21 protein-coding genes and 1 other RNA gene are annotated in these 25524 nt (G+C 42.1%); 15 read left to right on the forward strand and 7 right to left on the reverse strand.

Annotated features, from left to right (window positions below):
* Nucleotides 1-7: 7 nt before the first annotated feature.
* The 4 genes from H6G32_RS18175 to H6G32_RS18190 all read right to left on the reverse strand — a co-directional run bounded on the left by H6G32_RS18175 (nt 8) and on the right by H6G32_RS18190 (nt 5236).
* Nucleotides 8-211 (reverse strand): phycobilisome linker polypeptide, encoded by a 204-nt coding sequence (locus H6G32_RS18175; RefSeq protein ID WP_190460760.1) that lies wholly within the window; start codon nt 209-211, stop codon nt 8-10.
* Nucleotides 212-424: 213 nt separating this feature from the next.
* Complete coding sequence (gene apcB, locus H6G32_RS18180) at nt 425-913, reverse strand: allophycocyanin subunit beta (protein ID WP_190460761.1); 489 nt, start codon at nt 911-913, stop codon at nt 425-427.
* Nucleotides 914-956: 43 nt separating this feature from the next.
* Nucleotides 957-1442 carry an allophycocyanin subunit alpha gene (gene apcA, locus H6G32_RS18185; protein WP_190460762.1) on the reverse strand — a complete coding sequence of 162 codons (486 nt, stop codon included), beginning with the start codon at nt 1440-1442 and terminating at the stop codon, nt 957-959.
* Nucleotides 1443-1837: 395 nt separating this feature from the next.
* A complete protein-coding gene (locus H6G32_RS18190) occupies nt 1838-5236 on the reverse strand; it encodes a phycobilisome rod-core linker polypeptide (protein WP_190460763.1) in 3399 nt (1132 codons plus the stop codon).
* Nucleotides 5237-6166: 930 nt separating this feature from the next.
* On the opposite strand from H6G32_RS18190, the gene H6G32_RS18195 reads away from it, so the two are divergent.
* The 15 genes from H6G32_RS18195 (at nt 6167) to ssrA (ending at nt 23557) form a co-directional block, all read left to right on the forward strand.
* The gene (locus H6G32_RS18195) at nt 6167-7315 is read left to right on the forward strand and encodes a VWA domain-containing protein (RefSeq protein WP_190460764.1); all 1149 of its coding nucleotides are present in this window, start codon (nt 6167-6169) and stop codon (nt 7313-7315) included.
* 18 nt (nt 7316-7333) lie between these two features.
* Complete coding sequence (locus tag H6G32_RS18200) at nt 7334-10582, forward strand: tubulin-like doman-containing protein (RefSeq protein WP_190460765.1); 3249 nt, start codon at nt 7334-7336, stop codon at nt 10580-10582.
* Nucleotides 10583-10753: 171 nt separating this feature from the next.
* Nucleotides 10754-12307 (forward strand): hypothetical protein, encoded by a 1554-nt coding sequence (locus H6G32_RS18205; RefSeq protein ID WP_242046641.1) that lies wholly within the window; start codon nt 10754-10756, stop codon nt 12305-12307.
* Nucleotides 12308-12363: 56 nt separating this feature from the next.
* Entirely contained in the window at nt 12364-13104 is a 741-nt protein-coding gene (locus tag H6G32_RS18210) for a flagellar motor protein (RefSeq protein WP_190460767.1), read from the forward strand.
* 131 nt (nt 13105-13235) lie between these two features.
* Nucleotides 13236-14414 carry a class I SAM-dependent methyltransferase gene (locus H6G32_RS18215; RefSeq protein ID WP_190460792.1) on the forward strand — a complete coding sequence of 393 codons (1179 nt, stop codon included), beginning with the start codon at nt 13236-13238 and terminating at the stop codon, nt 14412-14414.
* Nucleotides 14415-15190: 776 nt separating this feature from the next.
* Entirely contained in the window at nt 15191-15733 is a 543-nt protein-coding gene (locus tag H6G32_RS18220) for a PEP-CTERM sorting domain-containing protein (protein WP_190460768.1), read from the forward strand.
* A 547-nt stretch (nt 15734-16280) separates the two neighbouring features.
* Nucleotides 16281-16742, forward strand: coding sequence for an ATP synthase subunit I (locus tag H6G32_RS18225; protein ID WP_190460769.1), 462 nt, complete (start codon nt 16281-16283; stop codon nt 16740-16742).
* A gap of 96 nt (nt 16743-16838) precedes the next feature.
* On the forward strand, nt 16839-17594 hold the full coding sequence (atpB, locus tag H6G32_RS18230; RefSeq protein ID WP_015206127.1) for a F0F1 ATP synthase subunit A: 756 nt from the start codon (nt 16839-16841) through the stop codon (nt 17592-17594).
* A gap of 162 nt (nt 17595-17756) precedes the next feature.
* Nucleotides 17757-18002, forward strand: coding sequence for an ATP synthase F0 subunit C (gene atpE / locus H6G32_RS18235; RefSeq protein ID WP_015206126.1), 246 nt, complete (start codon nt 17757-17759; stop codon nt 18000-18002).
* A 116-nt stretch (nt 18003-18118) separates the two neighbouring features.
* Nucleotides 18119-18610, forward strand: a complete 492-nt coding sequence (locus H6G32_RS18240; RefSeq protein WP_190460770.1) for a F0F1 ATP synthase subunit B' — start codon at nt 18119-18121, stop codon at nt 18608-18610.
* 118 nt (nt 18611-18728) lie between these two features.
* Nucleotides 18729-19292, forward strand: a complete 564-nt coding sequence (locus H6G32_RS18245; protein ID WP_190460771.1) for a F0F1 ATP synthase subunit B — start codon at nt 18729-18731, stop codon at nt 19290-19292.
* A complete protein-coding gene (atpH, locus tag H6G32_RS18250; protein WP_190460772.1) occupies nt 19289-19843 on the forward strand; it encodes an ATP synthase F1 subunit delta in 555 nt (184 codons plus the stop codon). The genes H6G32_RS18245 and atpH overlap by 4 nt, the downstream gene beginning before the upstream one ends.
* Nucleotides 19844-20014: 171 nt before the next feature.
* Complete coding sequence (gene atpA / locus H6G32_RS18255; RefSeq protein WP_190460773.1) at nt 20015-21532, forward strand: F0F1 ATP synthase subunit alpha; 1518 nt, start codon at nt 20015-20017, stop codon at nt 21530-21532.
* Between the two features lie 101 nt (nt 21533-21633).
* The gene (locus tag H6G32_RS18260; protein ID WP_190460774.1) at nt 21634-22581 is read left to right on the forward strand and encodes a F0F1 ATP synthase subunit gamma; all 948 of its coding nucleotides are present in this window, start codon (nt 21634-21636) and stop codon (nt 22579-22581) included.
* A 585-nt stretch (nt 22582-23166) separates the two neighbouring features.
* Nucleotides 23167-23557, forward strand: a transfer-messenger RNA (tmRNA) gene (ssrA, locus tag H6G32_RS18265).
* A 78-nt stretch (nt 23558-23635) separates the two neighbouring features.
* Here the strand turns inward: ssrA and H6G32_RS18270 are convergent.
* The 3 genes from H6G32_RS18270 to H6G32_RS18280 are packed head-to-tail and all read right to left on the reverse strand — an operon-like array spanning nt 23636 to nt 25393.
* Nucleotides 23636-24274 carry a hypothetical protein gene (locus H6G32_RS18270; protein ID WP_190460776.1) on the reverse strand — a complete coding sequence of 213 codons (639 nt, stop codon included), beginning with the start codon at nt 24272-24274 and terminating at the stop codon, nt 23636-23638.
* 3 nt (nt 24275-24277) lie between these two features.
* The gene (locus H6G32_RS18275; protein WP_190460778.1) at nt 24278-24625 is read right to left on the reverse strand and encodes an STAS-like domain-containing protein; all 348 of its coding nucleotides are present in this window, start codon (nt 24623-24625) and stop codon (nt 24278-24280) included.
* Nucleotides 24626-24643: 18 nt separating this feature from the next.
* Nucleotides 24644-25393, reverse strand: a complete 750-nt coding sequence (locus H6G32_RS18280; RefSeq protein ID WP_206757973.1) for a hypothetical protein — start codon at nt 25391-25393, stop codon at nt 24644-24646.
* Nucleotides 25394-25524: the final 131 nt, after the last annotated feature.

Raw genomic sequence — 25524 nt, forward strand, 5'->3', positions numbered from 1 at the left:
GCAATTACTACAGCCCAGTATTAGTACCTTGCTTACCGGTTGCCAATTCCACCTTAACGATTTTGCCACCTGCTTTTTGAATACGTTGTTGTTCGCGGAACCAGTTCTCATAGGGAACTAGCTTGGTGAAGTAGGTATTTTGTAGTTCGCGTTGGGTACGAATCCGGCTTTGGCTAGGAACACAAGCTGTAATTTTAAACAAACGGGTCATTTTTGGAAATCTCCTGAAGTATTTGCAGAAACTTTTTTTATCTCAAAATCTTGAGTGCAAATCTTTAAATTAATGGTTCCAAGGCTGGAAATCATGCGTAAATACTAGACCGCTAACACTCACAATCAATAAGCAATAGAACGTTCTAGCACTCACGATTGATTTCCAGACCTTAATAAAGCCGCACCTAAATCATTAAGTGCAAACTAGCTCCTAGCTCAAGCCAGAGGAGATATAGTCTAAGTAAACGCCCATTTCCTTACCAGCGTCAGAACCGACTAAGCTAGCGGTTACTTCTTTGATAGCTTGGATAGCTTGTACGGTAGCACCGATGGGTACACCCAAGGAGTTGTAGGTTTCCTTCAAGCCATTGAGCACACGCTCTTCCAGAATGGAAGTGTCGCCAGCTAACATAGCGTAGGTAGCGTAGCGGAGGTAGTAGTCCAAATCGCGGATGCAAGCAGCATAGCGACGGGTGGTGTACATATTACCACCGGGACGGGTGATGTCAGAGTATAGCAAAGATTTTGCTACAGCTTCTTTGACGATCGCAGCAGCGTTAGCGCTGATGGTGCCAGCAGCACGGACACGCAGTTCGCCTGTTGCAAAGTAGCCTTTTAGCTTCTCCAGAGCAGCGGTGTCAAGGTATTTACCTTGAACGTCTGCGGAGTTAATTACAGAGGTAATTGCATCTTGAGCCATGTTGTTAATTCCTTATTTCCAACAGTAGAGAAACAGTTTTACCCTACAGTAGGGCGCCAACTACGTAGTCAAAGTAGGAACCAGCTTCAGCAGCGTCTTCAACGGACAGTAGTGAAGCAGCTACATTCTTCAGGCCACGAACACCTTCAGCAACGCCTTCGATAGGAGTGCCTAGTGATCTGTACATTTCGCGAACACCAACGATACCGATTTCTTCGATGGGTGTTACATCACCAGCAACGATTCCGTAGGTAACGAGGCGGAGATAGTAATCCAAGTCACGTAGGCACGTAGCAGTCATTTCTTGACCGTAAGCGTTACCACCGGGGGATACAACATCAGGGCGCTTTTGAAACAGTTGGTCGCCAGCTTGCTTAACTAAACGCTCGCGGTTGTCTGTCAAAACTTGAGCGATGCGGAGGCGGCGTTCACCACTGCCAACAAAGCTCTTAATCCGATCTAATTCGCCTGGGCTGAGATAGCGGGCTTCTGCGTCAGCATTCACGATAGCTTTCGTGACGATACTCATTAATGGATTCCTCCAAAACTAATGAAACCAGAATTTGATTAAACTGGTGCGACTATAAATTTGGTTGAGAGTAGGTTCGTTTGCTCGTTTTTTAGATACAGCAGTTAAAAAACTGCCATAGCTAGCAAATTTCGCGATCGCTTGGGTAAATATCAACTACACAAGCGCTAAAACTCATCTACCTTCCGCCAAACATTTTCCGGCATTATGTTGAGCATTTATGACTGCTCTTCACACTTTGTAACATTGCTTTTCAGATTTGCTGTCATCCGAGCAATCTGAAACCATTGTTACGAAAGGTCGCGAAGGGGTATTGGGGAAAAAAGTAATGGGTTAAGAGTTTTTCCCAGTTCTCAATCAAGAGTCCCTAATCCCCAATCCCCTCCCCTAGGGTCTTAGCGATCGCTAGGGCGTCCGGTGAGTACAGCAGGAGACAAACTAGACCAGGATTGTTTCACCAAGTCAGCTGCCGCCTGTACACTGCCGAGGTAGTTACCTGCTGGCAGGGATGGGAAGCGTGGGTAAGGTACCACATCTTCACCAAAGTAGCGGGCGTACTCTGGGCTATCGATAATTACCTCTACCGCTGCTCTCAAACCGCTATCAGCCAGCAGTTTGTTATACTGGCGAATTTCGCCCTGAGTGGCGGGTGCACGTCCCAACAGGTGACGGAATAGGAACTCAATCACTTTGGTGTTGGGATAGGGCGTATAGAAGCGTTTGCGATAGATTTCTGAACTAGCTAGCTCACGGACAAACTCACGGACGGTAATTTCTCCGTTACGTAGTTTGCTGTCTAGTTCAGTCCGGCGGTAATAATCGGGAATCTGACCGCTAAATACATCCAGCACCTGAGTGTAAATAGCGTTGATTACCAATTGTCTTTCTGGTTGATTTGTGCCATCAGTGAGGCGGTAAATCCGTGCTGGTTTGCGGCGGCTTGTACCTACACCCACTTCCACTGACTGTCCGCGACCATCGTTGAAAGAACGACCCAATTCAATAAACAAGGGTCTGCTCTTGTCCACAGCCCTTTCTTGTGCTGCCAAGTCTGCGATCGCCTTGGCCAAAATTGGCGTCTTGGCAGATTCTATCCGGGGCTTCACTACCTTAAAGCTAGGTACAACCACATCATCATTCTGCTTGGTTAACTGGTTGTACAGCTTTTCAGTATTCGGGAAGTTAGCCGCGGGCAAGGTTGGGAAGCGACGGTAAGGCACTGTATCTTCACCAAACACCTGACGATACTCGGCACTATCCACCAGGGCACCAATAAAGGCACGAATACCTTGAGTAGCCAAAATCTGGTTATATTTACGGATTTCAGCTTGGTCAATAGGTGCGCGTCCTAGGAAGTGTTTAGTTCCTAGTTCAATTACCTTGGTGTTGGGGTAAGGTGTGTAGAATTCTTTCAGGTAGAGGTTTGAGTAACCCAAGCCCTCAATAAATTCCTTAACGGAAATTTCACCGTTCCCTAGCTTGCTTTCTAATTCAATGAATTCGTTTTTGGCGATGTAAGGTGCTACATCACGTTCAAAAATTTGGCGATAAGCAGCACTGATCAAAGTTTGCACCGCAACTTTATCGCTGGTATTCGCCACCAGCTTAAAGACCTTCGTCTGTTCACGCTGCTTGGTAACACCTTGATTAATCCGGAACTCAATATCCGGTTCTGTCCGCTCTTCTATGACTGCACCCAGTTCCACAAAGCGTGGCGTTTCTTGTTTCTCAAGTTTTCCGCCAACATCTTCGCGAATACTGCCAACTCGCAAGCGTCGCAGAGCCTCACCACCAGGAGTCAGATAGCGCTCATAAGGAACTGTATCTTCACCAAATGCCTCGGTGTATTCTAAGCTGTCAATGATGGCGTCAACGACAGCGTAAAAGCCCTTCTTCGAGGCAATGTCAAAGTACTTGTTGTTCTCTTGACGACCGTAGGTAGGACGACCTAACAAGCGGCGGTGGATGTACTCAATCGCCTTACAAACATACAGCCGTGTCCAGTACAAATTGCGGAATAAATCCGACTTAGCCAAAGCACGCACAAACTCCCGCAGAGAAATTTCGCCGTTTTCCAGCTTGATTTCTAGCACTTTCAGGCGCTGACCTTCATAGACATCGCGACCGAAAACTTGCAGGTAAGTAGCTTTAATTACTGCTTGCGTAGAGCTTTCGGAGAATTTGACACTCGCACCCTTAGCAGCCTTTTTGCCAATAGTGCCAGGAAGTTGATCTAACTTAAACACCTTGGGCCCAAAAGAACCAGGAGCCACACCCCGCGCTTGGGGATTGCTATTTTGGTTATTAATACCTGGCCCTTGGTGAATCAGGATACGTTTGGTATCCTTGCCAAAAGGAGCCGGGCTGGTGCTGGGGTTACGAGTTTCTTTCGGAAAAATCGCCCCAAATTGAATTTCCAAGGGGTCATTACCAGAACCGTAGGGGTGTTGATCTGGTAATGGGCGATCGTAAGCAGCGAATGTGGTAATAAACTGAGGTACTTTGCGGAAAGGCGCACTGTAATTAAACAGGTCTTGCTGTTGTCCCCAGTTGCGACATTCTTGTGCTTCTTGACCCAAACCCCGGATGTAGGGTACTGTCTCTTCGCCAAAGTAGTCTGAGTATTCTTCAGAATCCACCAAAGCATCCACTAAGGCTGCTAAACCGCCTTGGGAAATAATGGCGAAATACTTTTGTACTTCTTCTCGGCTACTTGGCCCCCGTCCCAGAATATGACGGAAAGCCAATTCGATAACTCGGCTGTTAATAAAAGGCTGGTAAAACTGTTTTTGGTAAAGGGGAGATTTCGCGAGACGACGGACAAATTCCTTCACGGAAATGTCGCCATTTTTAACCTTAGATTCTAGGTCAGATACCGACAAGCTATAAGCACGGGTAATATCGCGCTCAAAGATTTGCCGATAGGCAGCTTTAACTACCTCATTTTTTTCGCCAGCTGACAACCCAGGCTTCATCGCATACTTGGGACGCCGTTCTGCCGCACTAAAATAAATTTGCGGCAGTTGCAACCCTTGTTGGTCACCGGAGGGACGTTGGCGCAGTTTGGTTGAAGGTGTGGGTGCTTTGAACTCTGTCAGCAAAACATCCATGTACTGAGACACAATCTCTGTGGCCTCAGCATCTTTGCGGAAATAAGAAAGGGAAGCTGCTTTAATTTCTTGCAAAGCCACCAGAGTTGCTTCACCAGAGCAGGCATTTTCAATAATTTCCCGCAAACCTCGTGTATTGACAACGATGATATTCGGGTCGCCAGCCACGATCGCATAGGTAGCATAGCGCAAGAACCACGATAAGTCCCGCAAGCTCTTCGCCATGTTACTTGGGCCGTAACGGGCGATGTTAATTGGTCTAAAGCCTGGAGGTGTCGGCCCACCAGATGAGGTGTTAAAGATTGAGCGCAAATTTTCTAGAAACCCACCACGACTTTCAACGTAGGTTACGGTTCCCAGTTTCATGCCCTCTTGAACATCACCACCACCGGCAGTAGCCATCGCTAGCTCTCGTTCTCTTGGCTTTTCTAAAAAAGCCATTGGTGAACCACCGACAAAAATTCGGTTGGCAGCCCGAGATACAATAATTTCCGAATTTTCCGTTAGCGTCTGGGCAATATCTAGACGCTTTGCACCAGACGCAAAATAACTTGCTAGTTCATTCAGTTCGCCATTTCCCAAAAAGCGGTCTTGTTGCTCCGCTTGAGAAATTGTCGCCACAGCTAGAGTTTGATATAGTTGCGGACGCGCAACTGAGCTTCCACCACTTGCCTTAACACTCATTGGATTTGTAAAACTCCCATCATAATTATTTAGTGTGTTAAGTCTGGGTTGTTTTGAAGCTTGACACATCACCGTGGATATGCCTTATGCCTTCAGGGTACCGCCTTCAAAACTGCCAGTAAATTAACCCAGTCAATTTTTAGATTAGAACGTTTTGCGTTTACGCTGTTGGTTTATTAAGAAGTGTGTAGAAGCTGTAATCTAAATGGGTCAAGTTGAACAAGTTCATACTCTAGCTTTGCTCGTAGCAAATATAGGTCACGTCACAAAACGCTAAAACATAATTAGTGACGAAATTATTAATACTTAATCTTTTTTTAACTAATCTTGGTTTGCGTGCAACTGAAGAAAGGGCAGCGCTAATATGGCCGTCTTCTAAGTAACCTGGCTTAGTTAAGCCGAAATTATTCAGTATAAAATCATCCAAGTGCAATAAAGCTTCCAGGTTCAAAATCTCATGAATTTATCTCAAGACTTACGCAAGAACTCTCTCAAAGCCTTCTTCCTTCTCTTCGAGACGCGAAGCCTCGCCTCTGACGATACGCGTCCTTTGCGTCCTTTGCGGTTTGTTTCTTCATGATTTTCCGTAAGCCCTGTATCTATGAAAACTTACACCATGGATTTACTTAGTTATTATTTTTATCAGTCCCTAAATTCTAAATATGCTGAGGTTAGTTTTTCAAGCAACATTACAACTTGACTAATAGCAATTTTTTTTGGCTGTATCTGCCATTTTACCCATAATTCAGTATGGTAGCAAGTAAGATAATGCTGTTAACAGTCTAAAATATAGCTTCTAAGTACAAATAAATGATATAACTGATTAAAAGATATACACACGACACAATTATTGAATTTATATATTTGACCAGATTCGCTGCTTATTTGTGCAGTAAATCCGACACACTATATTAATTGGCTATAGGGTTTGTGAATTTGATAAAAATTACCCCTGGACAATCACTGACTGATACACAGAAAAATGGCTTAAAGTTAGTTTCCCTGTTGGGTGGGGGTAAACGCGATGTTGTTTTAGCCATTGATATTACCGAAAGTGTTGGCTTAAATGACCAAGGACGGATTCGCTTACGTCAAATAATTGAACACAGTCTCCAACCTGGGGATTCTGTTTATATTGTTCCTTTTGCCCAAGATGTAATTTTAGGTGAGTATCAATCTATAGAAAATCCATTAGGAACACCGATATATTTTAGTGGCAACAATCCAGAAAATATTGACAAAATATTAGCAAAAGTTCCTTTTAACTATGACCCTAAACGTTATGGTGCAGATATTCAAAAAGCTGAATTAACTGTATATCAAGGTATTGCTCAAATTAATCACAATCGCTTGTCGTACCAACAAATTATCAAGCCTCAATCGGTTGTTTGGGTGACAGATGCACCTTTATTTACTCAACCCGGAATTACTTCCCAAGTTTGGATAGAAACACCTGCTAATAGTCCTTTTAGAATAGCAGAATCGCCGGAAAGTCAAGAAAGACATAAGTGGCTAAATACTTTACCTTTAAAAGAGCGATCACTTACTATCAAAACCCAATACAATCAAGAATATAAACTTTCTGTAGTCGATATTGAACCTACAGTTCAAGAATTTTGTACGCCAGCACCAGGAGGACAAGAAACTTGTTTAGTTAATCCTTATTTAATTAAACAGCTATCCCTACCAACTTTAATTTTAATATTGATTTTCGGAGGATTTTGTTGGAGCATATTCAAGTTATATCGATTACAAAAAAAATGGCAATTGATAGTAGAATTTGAAGCGACGGAAAACCCTGAAGATCAAAAATGCCGACTACCAAATAATAAGCGGATTGCAATTGGTGAATATGATGCAACTTGTGTAGATTCTATTGACTGTCCAGGTACAGAAATTAGAGCCTATTTAGAGCGAAAAGGTGACAAGCTATATTTAGTGCCAACCAATCAAGCACCAATCTATTACAAAAATGAAGAAATTACATCACGTACTGTAATATCTAATTCTAATTTTAGAATTAATTGTCCAGACGCTCGTAAGGGTGACTACGAGATAATTATTAAAGTTAAAAAATAGTATTCAGGTAAAAATACCATGAGCCAAGCAACTACCAACAACCTTCAGTATCGGGGAATTAATCGCACAATTTGTATAGGTTTAGGCGGAACTGGTAGGGATGTATTAATGCGAATTAGACGGTTAATTGTTGACCGTTATGGAGATTTAAGCAATTTACCTATTGTCAGTTTTGTTCATATTGACACAGATAAAGCCGCAACTCAAATAACTGGAATTCGCACAGGCAGTACTTATCATGGTTTTGACCTAAGTTTTAAAGAAACCGAAAAAGTCAGCGCTACCATGTCATCTAAAGAAGTGACTATGTTTGTAGAAGGACTAGAACGGCGTTCAGAATATACTCGTCACGGACCTTATGACCATATTGGTAGATGGTTTCCTCCACAATTATTACGCAACATTAAAGCAGTTGAAGAAGGTGCAAAAGGTATTAGACCTGTAGGTAGGTTAGCTTTTTTTCACAATTACCAAAAGATTAAAACAGCAATTGAAACCGCAGAAAACCGTACCAGAGGCCACGAGTCTTTTTTATTAAAATCAGGTTTAAGAATCGACCCAGGATTGAGTATTTTTGTTGTCGGTTCTCTTTGCGGTGGTACAGGAAGCGGGATGTTTTTAGATGTTGCTTATAGTCTGAGAAATCTTTATGGTGATCAAAGTGTTCAAATTGTCGGCTATTTAGTCATTAGCCCAGAATTGTATGGCAACACCCCCAGCATGAGCGCCAATACTTACGCTGCTCTCAAAGAATTAAATTATTACAGCACTCCCAATACACAATTTGAAGCTTATTATGATACTCAAAATTTAGTATATGTACAAGAAAAGCGCCCACCATTTGAATACACTTATTTGGTATCTAGTCAGACAGGAGGTGAATATTCAATTCTTGCACAAGGTAAGCTGTGCAACGTCATTGCTCATAAGATTGCGATGGAATTTTCCAGTGAATTAGCTCCAGTAGTTAAAGGAAATAGAGACAATTTTCTCCAACAAATGATTAAGGAAGATAAACATCCACGCCCTAATAGCCAACGTTATTTAACATTTGGACTGGCAGCAATTTATTTTCCTCGCGATACGATTGTCCAAATTGCCTTAACAAAAGTCAGTTTAGAATTAGTAAAATTTTGGTTAACTGGTAAAGGTCAGAGTCCAGACCCCATGAACTTACTTGAGCAATTTTTGATTCAGCATCGTTGGCATAATGACCTAGCAAAAAAGGATGGTTTAAGTACCAAACTGGCAGAATCTGTACAAGAATCTAACAAAACATTTACTAATACCATTAATTCTTGGCGGAATAAATTAGAACGTTCGATTTCCGAATGTCAAAATCGAGATGACCGTCATAGTATTCGTCAGCAATTGCCAAGAGAGTTTCGAGAGCAATTTCGCAAAATTCAACCAGGGGAAACTGAAAGTACCAGGGGCATTTGGCTGACCAGAATTCTACAGGTTTGTCCAAATATCACTAAAGAACTAAAAAGGAATATTGATGATTATCTAAGTCAATTATTCACGCCCATAGAGTCTAACTTTTCGATTAAAAGCACCCGTGACTGGTTAGATGCTTTGCAACATGAACTGAATAACTATCAACGAAATTTGCAAGAAGAAATTTCTGATTTAGGTGGCATGAAGCGCTCGGAAGATATAGATAAAAAGTGGCGCGATGCTGATCAAATAATTGAGGATATTGAGCATAAACCTACCATTCCTATACTCAATAATAAAAATACCCAAGTCCAAGCTGAAGCAAAAAGGGTGTTACAAGAAGTCTGCAAACTCATCAAGCATAATTTTGATTTGACAGTTCTTGAGGAAACTCTAAAAATTGTTAATAATCTGCGAAAGCACCTTCAAGAGAAAGCAACTGAAGTTGCTGCTTTTAGTAGCTTGGTAGAGGATTTGCAAAGTGCTTATGAGAAAGCAGAAAGAGAATTGAAACAGTTAAATTTTGATGAAATGAGCGGTGAAGCAATATTTGATAGCGAAGATATTGACCGCTGTTATCAAACTATGTTATCAGCAGATGATTTTCGCAGCCAGTTAGTGTTAGTAAGTTCGGCAATTACAGAATCAACTGGATGGGGACAATCTTTGGCAAATTTTCTCGATAAAGAACGCACTACTCAAGACCAGCTACAAAAAGAAATTGATTTCAGGGTTGATAGCTTATTTGCTAATCGGGGTATGAATATTGTCAACTCCGTGATTAAGCGCTTCATGCAAAACTACTCTTTAGGAGCGCGTTCAACTCGCTTAGGACAAATTATGCAGGAAGCTGAACCCCTTCTGCGTCTGAATTTAAAAGACCCTTACTTCTTTGCTGATGAGCGCAACAGCAGTAAATTAGTAGGATTTAAAGATACAGATGAGTCAGAAGTACAACAATTTAAACTTTTGCTGGAAAATGATTTGGGAATTAATAACAATACACATAAATACACTCAAGCTGAGGACGAAATTTTAATTGTCAATGAGTATGCTGGGTTTCCACTCAGACTAATCAGTGGTTTGGAAAGAATGAGAAATCCCTACCTACGGGAACAGCATTCAGCCACATCATTCTTGCATAATGACTATCAAACTGCTTTTCCTGATATTATCCCACCTGATGCCAGAAAAATGGAGGAACTGGAGGATATTTTTTATCCTTGTTTAGCATTAGGCTTATTAGAAGAAAACCAGGAAAATCACGAATTAGAATTTCAATATTATGATGAATTGCAAGACAGTTTTTATACTGCTTCTCTCAGTCCACAGTGGATGCAAGCTTTAGAGGAACTTGCTAATAACCAGAGTATGACGGCAACTTTAAAGCAGCTTTTTGATGCTGAAATTAATAAAATTGCCAATGAATCTGCACTCTGGCAAAATGACTACTTACCCAAACTGCGGCAATTTGTCGAACAGGTGAAAAATCTCCCAGAAGACAGCCCAAATGAGCCTTACAAAAAAACAGTATACCTACCTCCAGAAAATACTGACCCCACATCTAAAGATGGAATTATAAATCGTTTTTGGAGAAAGATGGATGAGCAATTTAAAGCCCGAAGTTTTTCACCAGGCATTAATTCAGGTAATCAGACAGCTATTCGTGGGGAAATAGTTGTTAGTTCTCCTTTAAATTCTTCTGATAACCTAGCGAAACGGGTGCTAAATTTGGAGCCGTTAAAAAAAGCTTTAGATGATGGTTTTATGACTCCAGAAGAATACGAGCGAGAAAAACAAAGAATCTTCGCTCAATATCCACTTTAGTTTTTTATGGTAGTTCACATCTACCTAGTTTTAGCAATCTTCTCGCAACTACCAAAGGTAATTTTTATGCCACCAATACCACCTTACTTAATTATCCCTGTTGTAATTGTTATTTTACTTTCTATAGCCGCCATTTTTACCCGCTTTACTCTCTATCGACATTTGCTAGATTTGGCAAACAAGGTACAAAGATTAATCAAAAGAGATTCACGGGGAGAACAGCCAAAAATAGTAGAAGAATTAGAACGAAGGTTTAATCAAGCTAGTAGTAAATTAGAACAGGTGAATACAGCAGCATTGGTAGACCAATTTTACAGCCAAGAAAAAATTAGGGGATTCACCTGTGAACAAATCGATTACTTCTGCCGCATTATCCCAAATTTACTTCTATCTTTCGGCTTACTTGGTACTTTTTTCGGTATCACAGTTAATTTATCTGCGCTCAGTCAAATTATCAATCAAACCAATGCTAGTGATGTCAGCAATTTAGTTAATGAACTAAATAAACCATTAGAAGGCATGAGCATTGCTTTTACTACCAGTTTAATTGGAATATTCTTGAGTGCTGTATTAACAGTATTCAATAGTATTTGGAATACTAGCTTTGCGAAGTATCGACTTCTTAGTTGTTTAGAAGATTATCTAGATAATATTTATCTCCCGCAAGTACAGGGTGATACTCGACTCGATAAAATAGTTAATAAAATGGTATCCCAGCAAGATGAGTTTTTAACTAGATTTGGGGATACAGTGCGGGATGCTGTTGAAAAATCTATAGGAAATGTGGCAAAGCAAATAGCTGATGGTAATAAAGAAGTGACAGATTTAGCCAAGCAGGTTTATGAGCGATTTACAGAAGCTGCCGGCACTATATCTGGTGCTGCTAATACATTTAGCAATTCTATGACAGAACTAAATGCAACATCTCAAATATTTAAACATTCAGCAGAAATTTTTGAAAAAAGTCAGTTTTCTCAGCAATTATCAGCAGCTACAATAGATTTGGCTAGAACACAGGATAAATTTTCACAGTCTGCTACCAGTTTGGCTCAAACGACAGAATTAATTACAACAGTGCTGATTGAAATTCAGCATTGTAGTCAGATTTTAATTAATTTGGCAGAAGATATCAAGAGTGTTAATCAAACTTCATTTCAAATTTTAGATTTACACCAAACAAACCAAAATTATCTTGGTGAAATTATTCCTCAACTCAAGCAAGGATCTAACAGTTTCCAAAAAGCGGTTAACAAGCTTGATAAATTAGAAATGAGAATTGTGAATAAAGCTGATAGTTTAAATAATGTAGAAGTTGCTTTAACTCAATTGCTAGAGTCTGTTAAAGACTATACGAAACAGGTGAATGTGGCAATTGAAAATTTAGGCGATCGCTTTATTAATAATTTTTCGCAGCAAATCGATAATAATCATCAACAATTTCAGACTCTTATCACCATTTTTGAGCAATATTCTAATAATTTTAGTGTAAAATTTGATATGATAAAGTTAGATTTGATAAATTTCTTAGAGAAAAATAATGTTCAATTGATTTTAGAATATCAAAATGGCACTAATATCATTGTTCAAGGTATTAACAAGCAAGGAGATACAAATACAAGGGGTTTACAAATGGTAATCAAGAATATTCAAGAATGTAACCAACACTTGAATGATACTAAAAACTCTATTAACCAACTTAGGCAAGTAATGAAACTGCCAGAATAATAAATTTACATTGGTAATTTTTTGAAATAAGCGTTAAAGCGAAAAAAATTGAATCTATGGCTCGCCGCTCACGAGATATTGAATACAATGAAGACATAAACATTTGGCCGGCATTTACCGATTTAATGTCTAATGCCTTCATGATACTGATTTTATTTTTATTGATGACTATCGTGATATCAATAACCAAAAATAATAATAAACCTGTCAAAGAAGCAGTTGATTTACCTCTGAAAGTAAAACAGTTAGAGCAGCAAGTAAAAAATTTACAAATACAACTAGAATCTCAAAAGAGATTAACAGATACACCGCCAATCATTATCATTAAAGATGAGGGAGCTTATCGATTTGCTTCAGGTAGTGCCGAAATTCCTCAGCAAATGTCTAATTACATCTTGAGGCAAATAGTACCGGAAATAGAAAATAGAACGAAACAGTATGGTATTAATGTTGTTGAAATAATCGGACATACTGACGGTCAGCCTAATGGTAATGTAGCGAGTAATTTAGATTTGAATTTAGAAAAAGTAGTTAGTGGCGCATTACCAGTAGGTAAACTGGAATCAGGTTCTAATGCTGATTTAGGATTAATGCGGGCTTTGGCGGTAGTCAAGGTACTGCGTGATATCCAAATAAAAGAGCGCAGATTGTCGGGGCTGTCATTTCGTGCCTATTCTGCGGCACAGTTAATATTACCTAATGGATCATTTGCAGCGATCGCTCGCCAAGATGATGTCACGCGGCGACGTATTGAAATTCGTTTTACGCGTCTAGGTGAAGTGAAAGAAGTCAAGTAAAATCAACTACCTGGTTGCAGGCGATCGCTATGGGGGTGACCATCGCACCCCTAACCTCCACCAAAGTTAGTAATTTTTACTCTGAAGGTTCCCCATCCGCTAAACTCAAAAATACTGCGTTATTCCTAATCATGTCCGATTCCCAAGTAAGTGCTGCTGTTGCTAAACTCTACGACACCTACCCATTCCCCCCAGAACCACTACTGGATGAACCGCCACCTGGTTATAACTGGCGTTGGAATTGGTTAGCTGCTTACAGCTTTTGCACTGGAAGGAAACCACAAAAACAGAATATCCGCATCTTAGACGCTGGATGTGGCTCTGGTGTGGGTACTGAATACTTGGTGCATCTCAACCCCCAAGCTCAGGTAGTAGGAATTGATTTAAGTGCGGGAACTTTAGAAGTAGCAAAAGAACGCTGCAAACGTTCAGGTGCTGACCGTGTGGAGTTTCATCACCTCAGCTTGTATGATGTGGAACAGTTACCGGGTGAGTTTGATTTAATTAACTGCGTTGGCGTTTTGCATCACTTACCTGACCCAATTCGCGGTATTCAAGCTTTAGCGAAAAAATTAGCCCCTGGCGGTTTAATGCACATTTTCGTTTATGGGGAGTTGGGACGCTGGGAAATTCAACTGATGCAAAAGGCGATCGCACTCCTCCAAGGTAACAAACGGGGCGACTACCGCGATGGTGTCCAAGTTGGGCGCAAAATCTTTTCATCACTACCAGAAAATAACCGAATTGTCAAACGTGAAAAAGAGCGCTGGTCAATGGAAAATCAGCGGGATGAATGTTTCGCCGATATGTATGTACATCCCCAAGAGATTGACTACAACATTGATACACTATTTGAATTAATTGATGCTTCTGGGCTGGAGTTTGTTGGTTTCTCCAATCCTGGTTTTTGGCAGTTAGAGCGACTTTTGGCTAAAGCGCCGGAGTTAGTAGAACGGGCAACAGAATTAAGCCTACGCCAGCGTTACCGCCTGATAGAATTACTAGACCCAGAAGTAACCCATTATGAGTTTTTCCTCTCTCGCCCTCCCCTCATCAAAGCTGACTGGTCAGAGGATAACACCCTACTAACAGCAATTCCCGAACTCAATCCTTGCATTGATGGTTTCCCCAGTCAATGTTTGTTTAACTACGATTACCAGATTGTTAACTTGTCAACAGCAGAATTTGAGTTCCTGCAAAGGTGTGATAATTCCTCAACAGTGGCCAAGATTTTGGCAAGCGTGCAGCTGGGGTTAGATGGGGTAAGAACACTCCTCAAGCAACAACTGATTTTATTAACACCAGCTTAACCCCCTACTCTCCAATTGAACCCAGAGGGTGTTGTTCAGAAGATAGGTGTGTTTCCTTTCCTGTAATCACACCCATCTTGGTGATGTATTCAATTGAGAACTGCATAAAATAAAGTTCTTGCTGTTTTCCAAAAAGGGACTTTATATCAAGTTAGTTGCCAATTGGACAATTATAGTGTCAACAATCACAATTTCACAATTTAATAGCCGTATCCTATTTAAGTAGCTACTTAAGTAAATATCTGTACGCAAATCTAGGAGTTGATTTTTACGCTAAAGCTCTGAAACACCTAAATTAACTGAAAATCCCATCAATAATAATTTTCACCCTGTGTAGAAAATTGGGAAGGCATCAGGTCAATTAACAACTTAATCTACGAGTTTGTACGGTGAAGTAGCAAATTCTTATTTTGGAGCATTTCCTGGACTTTATGGGGCAAATTGACTTTATAAATCATGTTTGGGCTAAAAAATGAAAATTATTTTTTTAGATACCAAACACAAATTTGATACCAAATCTGTTGCTAATCCTTGATTTCAAAAATTACACAGTCAACTGTCAACAGCGGATATACCATATTTTACGAAATAAGCCTACAGAATTTTATGTATCGATTTACACTAGATTTATGATCGGCGAACAAATGTGAAGAGTTGGTCAAATACATATATTCTCTTTTCACAAAAAAAATAAGCAATTCTACCTTAAAGGAGGTAATGCATCAACTAATACTGCAATTACCAAATTGTTTTTCTTTTTTTGGAGAATTATTCAGATGAAATTAGCCAAAAACTTGGGTTTTGCTACTGCTACCTTCGCTCTGTCCCTTGCTGCTGTTAGTGCCCAATCTGCACAAGCAGCAAGTATCAAATACGTGGGTAGTTCCGGCAGCAACACATACAATTTCAGCGTAGCCCTTGATAATGCCAATGAAGTACTAGGTGCTGGTTCATCATGGCAAGTGTATACCCAGGGGGGAGCAGTTACTGGTTCCAGCGTTGCTGATACCAACAGTTTGTTTGCACTAGGTACTAATAAAATATTCAACACGATTTATGTTACTGCCTTTGAAGCTAAAACTCAAGTAACCAGTGCGAACGTCTCAAATTTCGGATTTTCTCTAGTCAGTGAGTCTAATATTTCCTCAAATTTTAGCACTCTATTCAGCATCAGACCTGCTGATAGTTCTGCTCCCACTAGCCCCAGTGTAATAACTACAGAAGATGTCCCCGAACCCTTTACAATGGGTGGTTCAGCCCTTGCTCTTGGGATGGGCTGGTGGATGAAGCGCAAAAAAGCAAATCTCCAGAATGCGTAGTTATAGCAGATTGCAACTTACTGAGGTACAGATTATTGTCAGGGCGAAGGGACTTCGCTCCTACCTGTGTACCTCATTTACCTGAAAAACGCTGTAAATTCAACCGAATACAAAATCAATTGTAGACAAACCTTTAAGAGGATGTTTTAAAAGGGTTTTTTATTCTCATTGTGAGCACAGCGAAGTACCTCAGTGCCTGGCTGAAACCTTGATTTATCCTTGCCGTTGACCCAAGTCAGAACGGCAAAATTATACCTTCGGGGACTTTTAAAACAACCTTTAATAACACGCCCTTGTGAGTATGACAAATATGCTTACAGGGGCAATCATTTTGGCCCCATGACAACTGGCTTTCAATTTGCATTCAGTCTTCCTGGGTAGTGACATCACCTTCTCCCTCTTTCTCCACAGCAATCTCCTTGCTTGTGGCTGCAAGAGGCAAGAAGTTAATTGTTTTTTTCTAAAGTATTGTTACCGGAGCGTGATATGATTCAGCTGACTGAATGTGCAGTCATCATCATAGTTAGCTGTACTGGTTTCAAGTCCCGTGAGCTTGTCAGACGAATCAATTGCACCGACTCCGACAACACAACAAGATGCTCAACCTGGTTTTGAGGGCACAGAACCAGTAAACTCTTCTATGCAAGAGTTCTATCAACTCTATCAGGAGTTGTTAGTAATCACACTTGTCTTGACAGGGATTGTTTTTGTCTCTGTGTGGCTTTTCTATTCCCTAAACATTGCCCTGAATTATCTCTTAGGGGCGTGTGCGGGTGTGCTTTACTTGAGGATGTTGGCAAAAGATGTTGAGGGTTTGGGCCGAGAGAAACAATCGCTGAGTAAAACTCGGTTAGCGTTATTAGTAGCTCTGCTTCTACTGGCATCGCGGTGGAATCAACTGCAAATACTGCCCATATTTTTGGGATTTCTCACCTATAAAGCCACACTCATCATCTACGTAGTTAGGGTGGCGTTTGACTCTGACTCACCAAAGCTCCGGCAACCTTAAAAGGCTCACGCAATATTTGCGGGAGGAATATCCACACCGCAAAATTGCTCCTCTTCTCCAGGTAATATTGGAGCAATGCATTGAAATGGAAAGAAAATGCTGAATTTTCTGAACTTCTACTCAGTTCCACTTGCCGAATTGGAAGTGGGAAAACATCTGTACTGGCAAATAGGTAACTTGAAGCTACATGGCCAGGTGTTTCTCACCTCTTGGTTTGTTATTGGCTCTCTTGTGCTAGTTTCTGTCTTGGCAAGCAGTAACATCAAAAGAATTCCTAGTGGCCTACAGAACCTGATGGAATTCGCCCTAGAATTCATTCGGGATTTGGCTAAAAACCAAATTGGCGAGAAAGAATATCGCCCTTGGGTGCCTTTTGTTGGCACTTTGTTTTTGTTCATTTTTGTGTCAAATTGGTCAGGGGCACTAGTTCCGTTTAAGCTAATTAAGCTACCAGAAGGTGAACTCACAGCGCCCACGAGCGACATCAACACAACTGTTGCCTTGGCATTGTTGACATCATTAGCGTATTTTTACGCTGGATTCAGCAAAAAGGGTTTAGGGTACTTTGGCAACTACGTCCAACCAGTATCGTTCATGTTGCCTTTCAAGATTATTGAAGACTTCACTAAGCCCCTTTCCCTAAGCTTCCGTTTATTCGGTAACATCTTAGCTGATGAACTGGTAGTGGGAGTGCTGGTATTGCTAGTGCCCTTGTTCGTGCCTTTGCCAGTAATGGCTTTGGGACTATTTACCAGCGCCATTCAGGCACTAATTTTTGCCACTTTAGCTGCTGCTTACATCGGCGAAGCGATGGAAGATCATCATGGTGGCGAGGAGCATGAGGGTCATTAAAACACCCTCAGATGATAACTCACTTTTCAGTGACCTCAGTGCAACCGGAGTGGAAAATTCCCAATCCCTGAGTTCAGCACATTAGGTAGGCGCTGAAAAAGGGGTGAATGTAAACTACAACTTCAAGACCCGTTCGATTCAGTAAAGTAAGGAAAGAATATCATGGATCCATTGGTTTCTGCTGCTTCCGTTATAGCTGCTGCTCTAGCTGTTGGTTTGGCTGCAATCGGCCCCGGTATTGGTCAAGGTAATGCAGCAGGACAAGCTGTAGAAGGTATTGCTCGTCAGCCAGAAGCTGAAGGCAAAATTCGCGGTACATTGCTGTTAAGCTTGGCATTCATGGAAGCGCTAACCATCTACGGTCTAGTAGTTGCTCTAGTGCTATTGTTTGCTAACCCCTTCGCATAATTAGTGCTGAGTTCTGGGTAATGAAGTACTGAGTAGAAAAGTTAGGGGTCTGACTCCTAACTCCTAACTCAGGAATCATTACTCAGGACTAAAATAGTAGATAGGAATAAGCAACCATGACACACTGGATCACCTTATTGGCTGTAGAAAAGGTTGCCAAAGAAGGGGGACTTTTTGATTTAGATGCTACCCTGCCTTTGATGGCAATCCAGTTTCTACTTCTAGCCCTTGTATTGAACGCAACTCTTTACAAGCCACTGGGCAATGCTATTGACGGGCGGAATGAATACATCCGTAAAAATCAATTAGAAGCTCAGGAACGCTTGTCAAAAACGGAAAAATTGGCGCAGCAATATGAGCAAGATTTAGCAGGAGCTAGACGGCAAGCCCAAACAATTATTGCTACAGCTCAAGCCGAAGCCCAAAAAACCGCTGCTCAGAAAATCGCAGTAGCGCAACAAGAAGCCCAGGCAAAAAGAGAACAAGCAGCTGGTGAAATTGAGCAGCAAAAACAACAAGCTCTGGCTTCGTTAGAGCAACAAGTAGATGCCCTCAGTCACCAAATGTTAGTCAAGCTTTTAGGAGCTGATCTGGTAAACCAGCGCTAACTGACAAAAGCTTAGATCGTAAATGTTAAGGGACATTGTCAAAGATGACCTCGCCAAACATCAGTTGGCAGCGTCGGATAATGTTAGGCAATGGCAGCTCAGTTGTGGATGAAAAATCATGGGGACTTTTTTACTGTTGATGGCGGAAGCCAGCGCCGTCGGAGGTGAATTGGCAGGCAGGGAGGCAGAAGGTGGGTTTAGTCTAAACACAAATATTTTTGACGCCAACCTGATTAACCTAGCCATTATTATTACTGTGCTGTTTGTGTTCGGGCGCAAAGTTCTGGGTAATACCCTGAAAACTCGCCGGGAAAACATTGAAACAGCAATTAAGGGTGCAGAGCAGCGAGCAACGGATGCGGCCAAGCAGCTGAAAGTGGCGCAGCAAAACCTGGAGCGAGCTGCTACAGAAGCTGAAAGAATCAAAAAAGCAGCTGATGAGAACGCCCAAGCCGCTAAAGAAGCAATACTAGCACAAGCTGCTGTAGATATTGAACGCTTGCAGGAAGCAGGGGCAGCTGATTTAAGTGCAGAACTGGATAAAGCGATCGCTCAACTGCGGCAGAGGGTAGTTGCTTTGGCATTGCAAAAAGTCGAGACGCAACTCAAGAGCGGAATTGCTGACGGTGCTCAACAAATTTTAATTGACCGCAGCATCGCACAGCTGGGAGGCGAAGGATGATCAGTAACATAGCAATAGCCAAAGTAGCCCAGTCTTACGCACAGGCACTGTTGTCGATAGCGCTATCGAAAAACTTGACAGAAGAGATCGGGGGAGATGCGCGTACTCTCCAGAGCCTGCTCTCTGGCAACAAAGATCTACAGAATTTTTTCAGCAACCCGTTTATTCAGTCTGAGAACAAAAAGTCTCTGATCAGACAAATAGTCGGTGAAGGCGCTAGCCCCTACTTACGCAATTTTTTACTGCTGTTGGTAGACAAACGGCGCATTGCATTTCTGGAGCCGATTTTACAGCAGTATTTGGTACTGTTGCGGCAGCTGAATAAAACTGTATTAGCTGAAGTCACTTCTGCGGTTTCTCTGACAGAGGCTCAACAGCAGACAATACAAGAAAAGGTCATTGCCCTAACCAGTGCTCGCCAGGTAGAACTAGTAACCAAGATAGACGGCGACTTAATTGGTGGTGTAATTATCAAAGTAGGCTCTCAGGTAATTGACGCCAGTTTACGGGGTCAGCTGCGTCGCCTTTCATTGCGCTTAAGCGGTAGCTAAAAAGTTACGAGGGTGAAAGTTAGGAAGTATAAAACTTAATGTTACTTCTAACAAATTACTCTCATCTTAACTGCTCTTAACTCCTCTTACTGATAAAGACGCGAGTCAGATCGCGTCTGAACTCATCGCTGTTAACTTCTTCCGTCTCGAAAGAAAACAAAGCATAGACACATGAGCATTTCAATTAGACCTGACGAAATCAGCAGCATTATCCTGCAACAAATTGAGCAATACGACGAAGATGTCAAAGTTGCTAACGTCGGTACTGTCCTGCAAGTCGGTGACGGTATTGCCCGGATTTATGGTCTGGAAAAGGCTATGGCTGGGGAACTTCTAGAATTTGAAGATGGCACAATTGGCATCGCCCAGAACTTGGAAGAAGACAACGTGGGCGCGGTGCTCATGGGTGAAGGTCTGGAAATTCAAGAAGGTAGCTCTGTAACCGCCACCGGCAGAATTGCCCAGGTAGGCGTGGGAGAGGCTTTGATTGGACGAGTTGTGGATGCTTTAGGTCGTCCAATTGATGGTAAGGGAGATATCAAGGCTTCAGAAAACCGTTTGATTGAATCTCCAGCACCAGGGATTATTGCCCGTCGGTCTGTACACGAACCGATGCAAACAGGGATCACAGCTATTGACTCGATGATTCCCGTCGGACGTGGTCAGCGGGAGTTGATTATCGGTGACCGTCAAACCGGCAAAACAGCGATCGCCATTGACACCATCATCAACCAAAAAAGCGAAGATGTAGTTTGCGTCTACGTTGCTATTGGTCAAAAGGCTTCCACCGTTGCTAACGTGGTACAAACATTGCAAGAAAAAGGCGCAATGGACTACACCGTCGTTGTCGCCGCTAACGCCAGTGACCCCGCCACATTGCAATTTCTAGCTCCCTACACAGGGGCAACTATTGCTGAGTACTTCATGTACAAAGGCAAAGCTACCCTGGTAATTTATGATGACCTCTCCAAGCAAGCCCAAGCTTATCGCCAAATGTCCCTGCTGCTGCGTCGTCCACCAGGACGGGAAGCTTATCCTGGAGATGTATTCTACATCCACTCTCGCTTGTTGGAACGGGCAGCTAAATTAAGTGATGAATTGGGCGCAGGTAGCATGACCGCCCTACCGATTATCGAAACCCAAGCAGGTGACGTTTCGGCATATATCCCCACCAACGTAATTTCTATTACCGATGGTCAGATATTCCTGTCTTCTGACTTGTTTAACGCTGGTATCCGTCCCGCTGTGAACCCAGGTATTTCTGTATCCCGCGTGGGTTCTGCTGCTCAAACCAAGGCAATGAAAAAAGTTGCCGGTAAGATTAAGCTAGAACTAGCGCAGTTTGATGACCTGCAAGCCTTCGCGCAATTTGCTTCTGACTTAGATAAAGCCACTCAAGACCAGTTGGCACGGGGTGTACGCTTACGGGAACTCCTGAAGCAGCCACAAAACTCCCCACTCGCGGTATACGAGCAAGTGGCGATTCTTTATGCCGGGATCAATGGATATTTGGATGACGTTGCTGTAGACAAGGTGACAACCTTCACCAAAGGTCTGCGGGAGTACTTAAAGACTGGCAAACCTGCATACAGTCAAGCAGTACAAACCAAGAAAGCAATGGGTGACGAAGAAGAAACTGCCTTGAAGGAAGCTTTAAGCGAATACAAGAAAATCTTCAAAGCTGCGTAGGTAATGGCTAATGGGTAATGGGTAATAGGTAATAGCAATAACTTTTACCCAATTACCGATTACCTTTTTCCCGATTACCAATTACCAATGACCTAAAGATTATGGCCAATCTCAAAGCAATACGCGATCGCATTCAGTCGGTCAAAAACACCAAAAAAATCACAGAAGCTATGCGTCTGGTGGCAGCAGCTAGGGTACGTCGTGCGCAGGAGCAGGTAATTGCTACCCGTCCCTTTGCTGACCGCTTGGCACAAGTGCTGTACGGCTTACAAACCCGTCTCAAGTTTGAAGATGTAGACTTACCACTACTCAAAAAACGGGAAGTTAAGACAGTAGGACTGTTGGTCATTTCCGGTGACCGGGGTCTGTGTGGCGGCTACAACTCTAACGTCATCCGTCGTGCAGAAAATCGCGCCAAGGAAATCAAGGCTGAAGGTCTAGACTACAGATTTGTGTTGGTGGGACGTAAAGCCATCCAATACTTCCAACGCCGCGATCAGCCAATTGATGGCACCTACAGCGGTTTAGAGCAAATCCCCACCGCAGCGGAAGCCACCAGGGTTGCTGATGAACTGCTTTCCTTGTTCCTCTCAGAAAAAGTAGACCGGATTGAGTTAATCTATACCAAGTTTGTCTCACTGGTTAGCTCTCGTCCCGTAGTGCAAACTCTACTACCCCTTGACGCCCAAGGTTTAGAAGCGGTGGATGACGAAATCTTCCGTCTCACAACCCGTGGTGGTCAATTTCAAGTGGAACGGGAGAAAGTGACAACCCAAGTCCGCGCTTTACCCCGCGACATGATTTTTGAGCAAGACCCCGTGCAGATTCTCGATTCTCTGTTACCCCTGTATCTGAGCAATCAGCTATTACGGGCATTGCAAGAATCAGCCGCTAGTGAACTAGCAGCGCGGATGACAGCTATGAACAACGCCAGCGATAACGCCGGTGAATTGATTAAAAGCCTGTCATTGTCTTACAACAAAGCTCGCCAAGCTGCAATTACCCAAGAACTCCTAGAGGTTGTGGGTGGTGCTGAAGCGCTAACTTAAGGAATTACTATTTGTTAGTTGTAAAAAATAGCTAATTGCTAATTGTTTGAAATTTAGCAATTGGCTATTTTTGGTATTGGGGATTTTTAAATAGATGACATTGACAACATACGGGCCCATATAGACTGCCTCAATCAACTAAATAACAGTGTAATTTGCTACGATAATAGGACTTACGCACTGTACCAATTTACCCTTTTTTCAAGCTTTTTCGATGCGTCTCTTTAGGCATCCTACATGTAGTGTGCGTTCCCTAACGCACAATTTATAGGAGTTTCAATGAATAAAATCGATGAACATATTCACCATTGTTTGTCAATGCGTAAGTTCTAGATAAGTCGAAAGACAGCAAACTTGTGGGCACAGAGTTACAAACTTTGCCCCTACATTAGTTTGGGCGTGACAGATTTATTGCGTGTTTGCGATAAAACCCTTATGGCGATATCACCCTATGTGCCAATTATACAGATGGTCTAGAGCCAAGTTCTCACAAAGACACCCTGTGTTTTTCAGGAGCGCTAGCTTAAATTTGTCAACTTGCAACACAATTCAAAAACAGCGCACTATAATATAAGTATCAGGCATGGGTCCGTCACGGTTTCGACAGGTTGGCGAACGCTACTCTGTGATTCAGGTCGAGAGCGAGTCATCTCTCGGAAATCAAAGGCTCGAAAAAAAAGTAAATGCGAACAATATCGTAAAATTTGCTCGTCGGGAAGCTCTAGTAGCTGCCTAAACGCCTCTTATAGGTTCGAGCGTCTTCAGTTTGACTCCGTTAAGGACTAAAGACACAACCCCCAACGGATGCTCTAGTAAGCGTTCTCTGGTTGGCTTGCTAGCTAAGATTAAATCAGAGCATCCTACGTTCGGGATAATGAACGATTCCCGCCTTGAGGGTCAGAAAGGCTAAACCTGTGAATGAGCGGGGAGTCAATACCCAATTTGGACAGCAGTTCGACTCTGCTCGGATCCACTGAGAATAATTAACAAGTCCACTTGACACTTAATTGTGTGAGTGGACTTTGTTTTTTGGGTGAATCAACAGTCAAAATCTCTACCGCACTACTAATCTTTTTTGTGTCTTAGCTGGCCTGATCATATTGTCGTTACTTGTAAATATCTGAATATCTGGGACAACAGCATAGTCAATATCATCTGTGATGATTTTAATTTGTCCTACACCTGCTCTGCTAATAGATTCCAGAAGCAGAAGATCATAGCCATCAACAGCTTGAGTTTCAAGTCGGTTTACTGCTGCATCAGTTGTTGCTTCATTTACTGTCAAATCCGCAGAATGAGCAAAATCCTTAATCTGAATCCACGATAACTGAACTTCAGCAACAACATTTGCCCGTTCTGTGGGGTAATTATGGCGGAAATCCTTGAGACGAAAATCCTGGGGTAAGTAATGTTGATGAGACTGAACATAAATATCAAATTCAGTTCGCTCAATCACATGAGCAAGCTCTGCCAAAATTAGCCCAGAATAGGTTAGTGTCGCCTGATTTGAACGAGCTTGCTTGAGATATTTGGGATAATTGTTGAGTTGGTAGTATTTAGCACCACTTAATCTAGCATTTGTATAAGTCAGCCATAACCAGACATTGGTATCTACAAAGAAAATGTCCTCCTGCTTAGGAGTATCATTTCTGATGTCGATAACATCAGCTTGGATGTTCAAGTTAACAGCCATACCCTAAATAGTTGCAGCCATATCTGCCATGACTGAATCAACTGCTTTACGGTGTTGCTCATCAAAGTAGTAGCGTTTGGCACTGGGAATTACGCGCTCAAGAATAGTCACTCCATGAGAACTCAGTGCAGGAAATTTCAGCAATTGATTAAGGTTATCTGCTGATATGTCTTTTAGGAGTTGACCAATAGCAAAGTTAAAGAATAGAGTTGCAAGGATTTTTACTCCAGTAAAATCTAACTCAACTGGATGACCAGCAAGCAGCTGTGGATGAATTTGATCATATACCTTTTGCCCATCATCAGCAGTGATGGCGCATTCTCCGACGAGTTCGTAAATTTTGTAAATCATTTGTTTGTCTCCCTCTCTCTAGAATAGGGGTTTCTGGATCTGAGGAACTTCAGAAGCTAGACAGTAGTAAGACTCATCGCACCGAAAGGAGATATTAACCAGTGTTCCAGAGAAGTTAGTACTTTTGTTCTCATATCTAATTCCATTATCGTCTATAATCGCATACCCGTCATTACTGTAAATCATAAAGTTTCCGTGATTTTTCATCACAAAATCTTTGAGTAAATTTAATCCTGTCCCCCCAACGCAATTTTGCCTAGTACTAGTTCCAGGCAGAAATGCCCATTCTATAGCTTGGGTAGTAGTCTTAGTTGAGTTTTGGGGTAGAGAGCGAACATTGGTGGGGATACCAATACCAAAGTCAATAACAGTTAGTTGCAGGACACCTGCTTTAGGGTAATGCTGACCACAGCTAAACACCCCTATTGCAGATTGGCTATGTTCAAAGGCGTTGAGATAGATTTCTAAGACTTGCTCTGTAATTGCGTCTCGTAATCCTGAACTAATGTTGACCCAACCCTTGCCCAGCCAATTGTATCTCAGGTAGTTTGTGATCGCTTTAGGATCATGCTGAAGATCGCATCGGTAGGGGATAGAGTTACCTTGCCAAGGTTGCCAATTATCGCCAAAATTGGATAAAAACCCATTCTGAGCCAGATTAATACGAATTTTTTGGGGAAGTGTCTCCCAGTCAAACGTGACGTGACCACCATGGGCTTTAATGAGGTGAACTAGTCCCCCTAGAAAAGCAACACCATTGTGTCCCAAGAATTCGCAGTAGTGAAATTGAACCTCACACGACTCAAAGTCGCGTGATTCCTGCTTCAACGATCTCTGCCTGAAGTAATTCAGGACTTACAAGTTCTCCACAGGCGTTTAGAGCCTCCGGGATACCCACG

This window comes from Cylindrospermum sp. FACHB-282 (genome assembly GCF_014697195.1).
Taxonomy (GTDB): Bacteria; Cyanobacteriota; Cyanobacteriia; order Cyanobacteriales; family Nostocaceae; genus Cylindrospermum.

Excerpts from the sequence above, each read along its gene's own strand:
- H6G32_RS18190 (WP_190460763.1), bottom strand. The coding sequence starts at position 5,236 with ATGAGTGTTAAGGCAAGTGGTGGAAGCTCAGTTGCGCGTCCGCAACTA.
- H6G32_RS18245 (WP_190460771.1), top strand. The coding sequence starts at position 18,729 with ATGGGGACTTTTTTACTGTTGATGGCGGAAGCCAGCGCCGTCGGAGGT.
- apcB (WP_190460761.1), bottom strand. The coding sequence starts at position 913 with ATGGCTCAAGATGCAATTACCTCTGTAATTAACTCCGCAGACGTTCAA.
- H6G32_RS18220 (WP_190460768.1), top strand. The coding sequence starts at position 15,191 with ATGAAATTAGCCAAAAACTTGGGTTTTGCTACTGCTACCTTCGCTCTG.
- H6G32_RS18275 (WP_190460778.1), bottom strand. The coding sequence starts at position 24,625 with ATGATTTACAAAATTTACGAACTCGTCGGAGAATGCGCCATCACTGCT.
- atpH (WP_190460772.1), top strand. The coding sequence starts at position 19,289 with ATGATCAGTAACATAGCAATAGCCAAAGTAGCCCAGTCTTACGCACAG.
- atpE (WP_015206126.1), top strand. The coding sequence starts at position 17,757 with ATGGATCCATTGGTTTCTGCTGCTTCCGTTATAGCTGCTGCTCTAGCT.
- H6G32_RS18200 (WP_190460765.1), top strand. The coding sequence starts at position 7,334 with ATGAGCCAAGCAACTACCAACAACCTTCAGTATCGGGGAATTAATCGC.
- H6G32_RS18175 (WP_190460760.1), bottom strand. The coding sequence starts at position 211 with ATGACCCGTTTGTTTAAAATTACAGCTTGTGTTCCTAGCCAAAGCCGG.
- H6G32_RS18240 (WP_190460770.1), top strand. The coding sequence starts at position 18,119 with ATGACACACTGGATCACCTTATTGGCTGTAGAAAAGGTTGCCAAAGAA.
- atpB (WP_015206127.1), top strand. The coding sequence starts at position 16,839 with ATGCTGAATTTTCTGAACTTCTACTCAGTTCCACTTGCCGAATTGGAA.
- apcA (WP_190460762.1), bottom strand. The coding sequence starts at position 1,442 with ATGAGTATCGTCACGAAAGCTATCGTGAATGCTGACGCAGAAGCCCGC.
- atpA (WP_190460773.1), top strand. The coding sequence starts at position 20,015 with ATGAGCATTTCAATTAGACCTGACGAAATCAGCAGCATTATCCTGCAA.
- H6G32_RS18270 (WP_190460776.1), bottom strand. The coding sequence starts at position 24,274 with ATGGCTGTTAACTTGAACATCCAAGCTGATGTTATCGACATCAGAAAT.
- H6G32_RS18215 (WP_190460792.1), top strand. The coding sequence starts at position 13,236 with ATGTCCGATTCCCAAGTAAGTGCTGCTGTTGCTAAACTCTACGACACC.
- H6G32_RS18210 (WP_190460767.1), top strand. The coding sequence starts at position 12,364 with ATGGCTCGCCGCTCACGAGATATTGAATACAATGAAGACATAAACATT.
- H6G32_RS18260 (WP_190460774.1), top strand. The coding sequence starts at position 21,634 with ATGGCCAATCTCAAAGCAATACGCGATCGCATTCAGTCGGTCAAAAAC.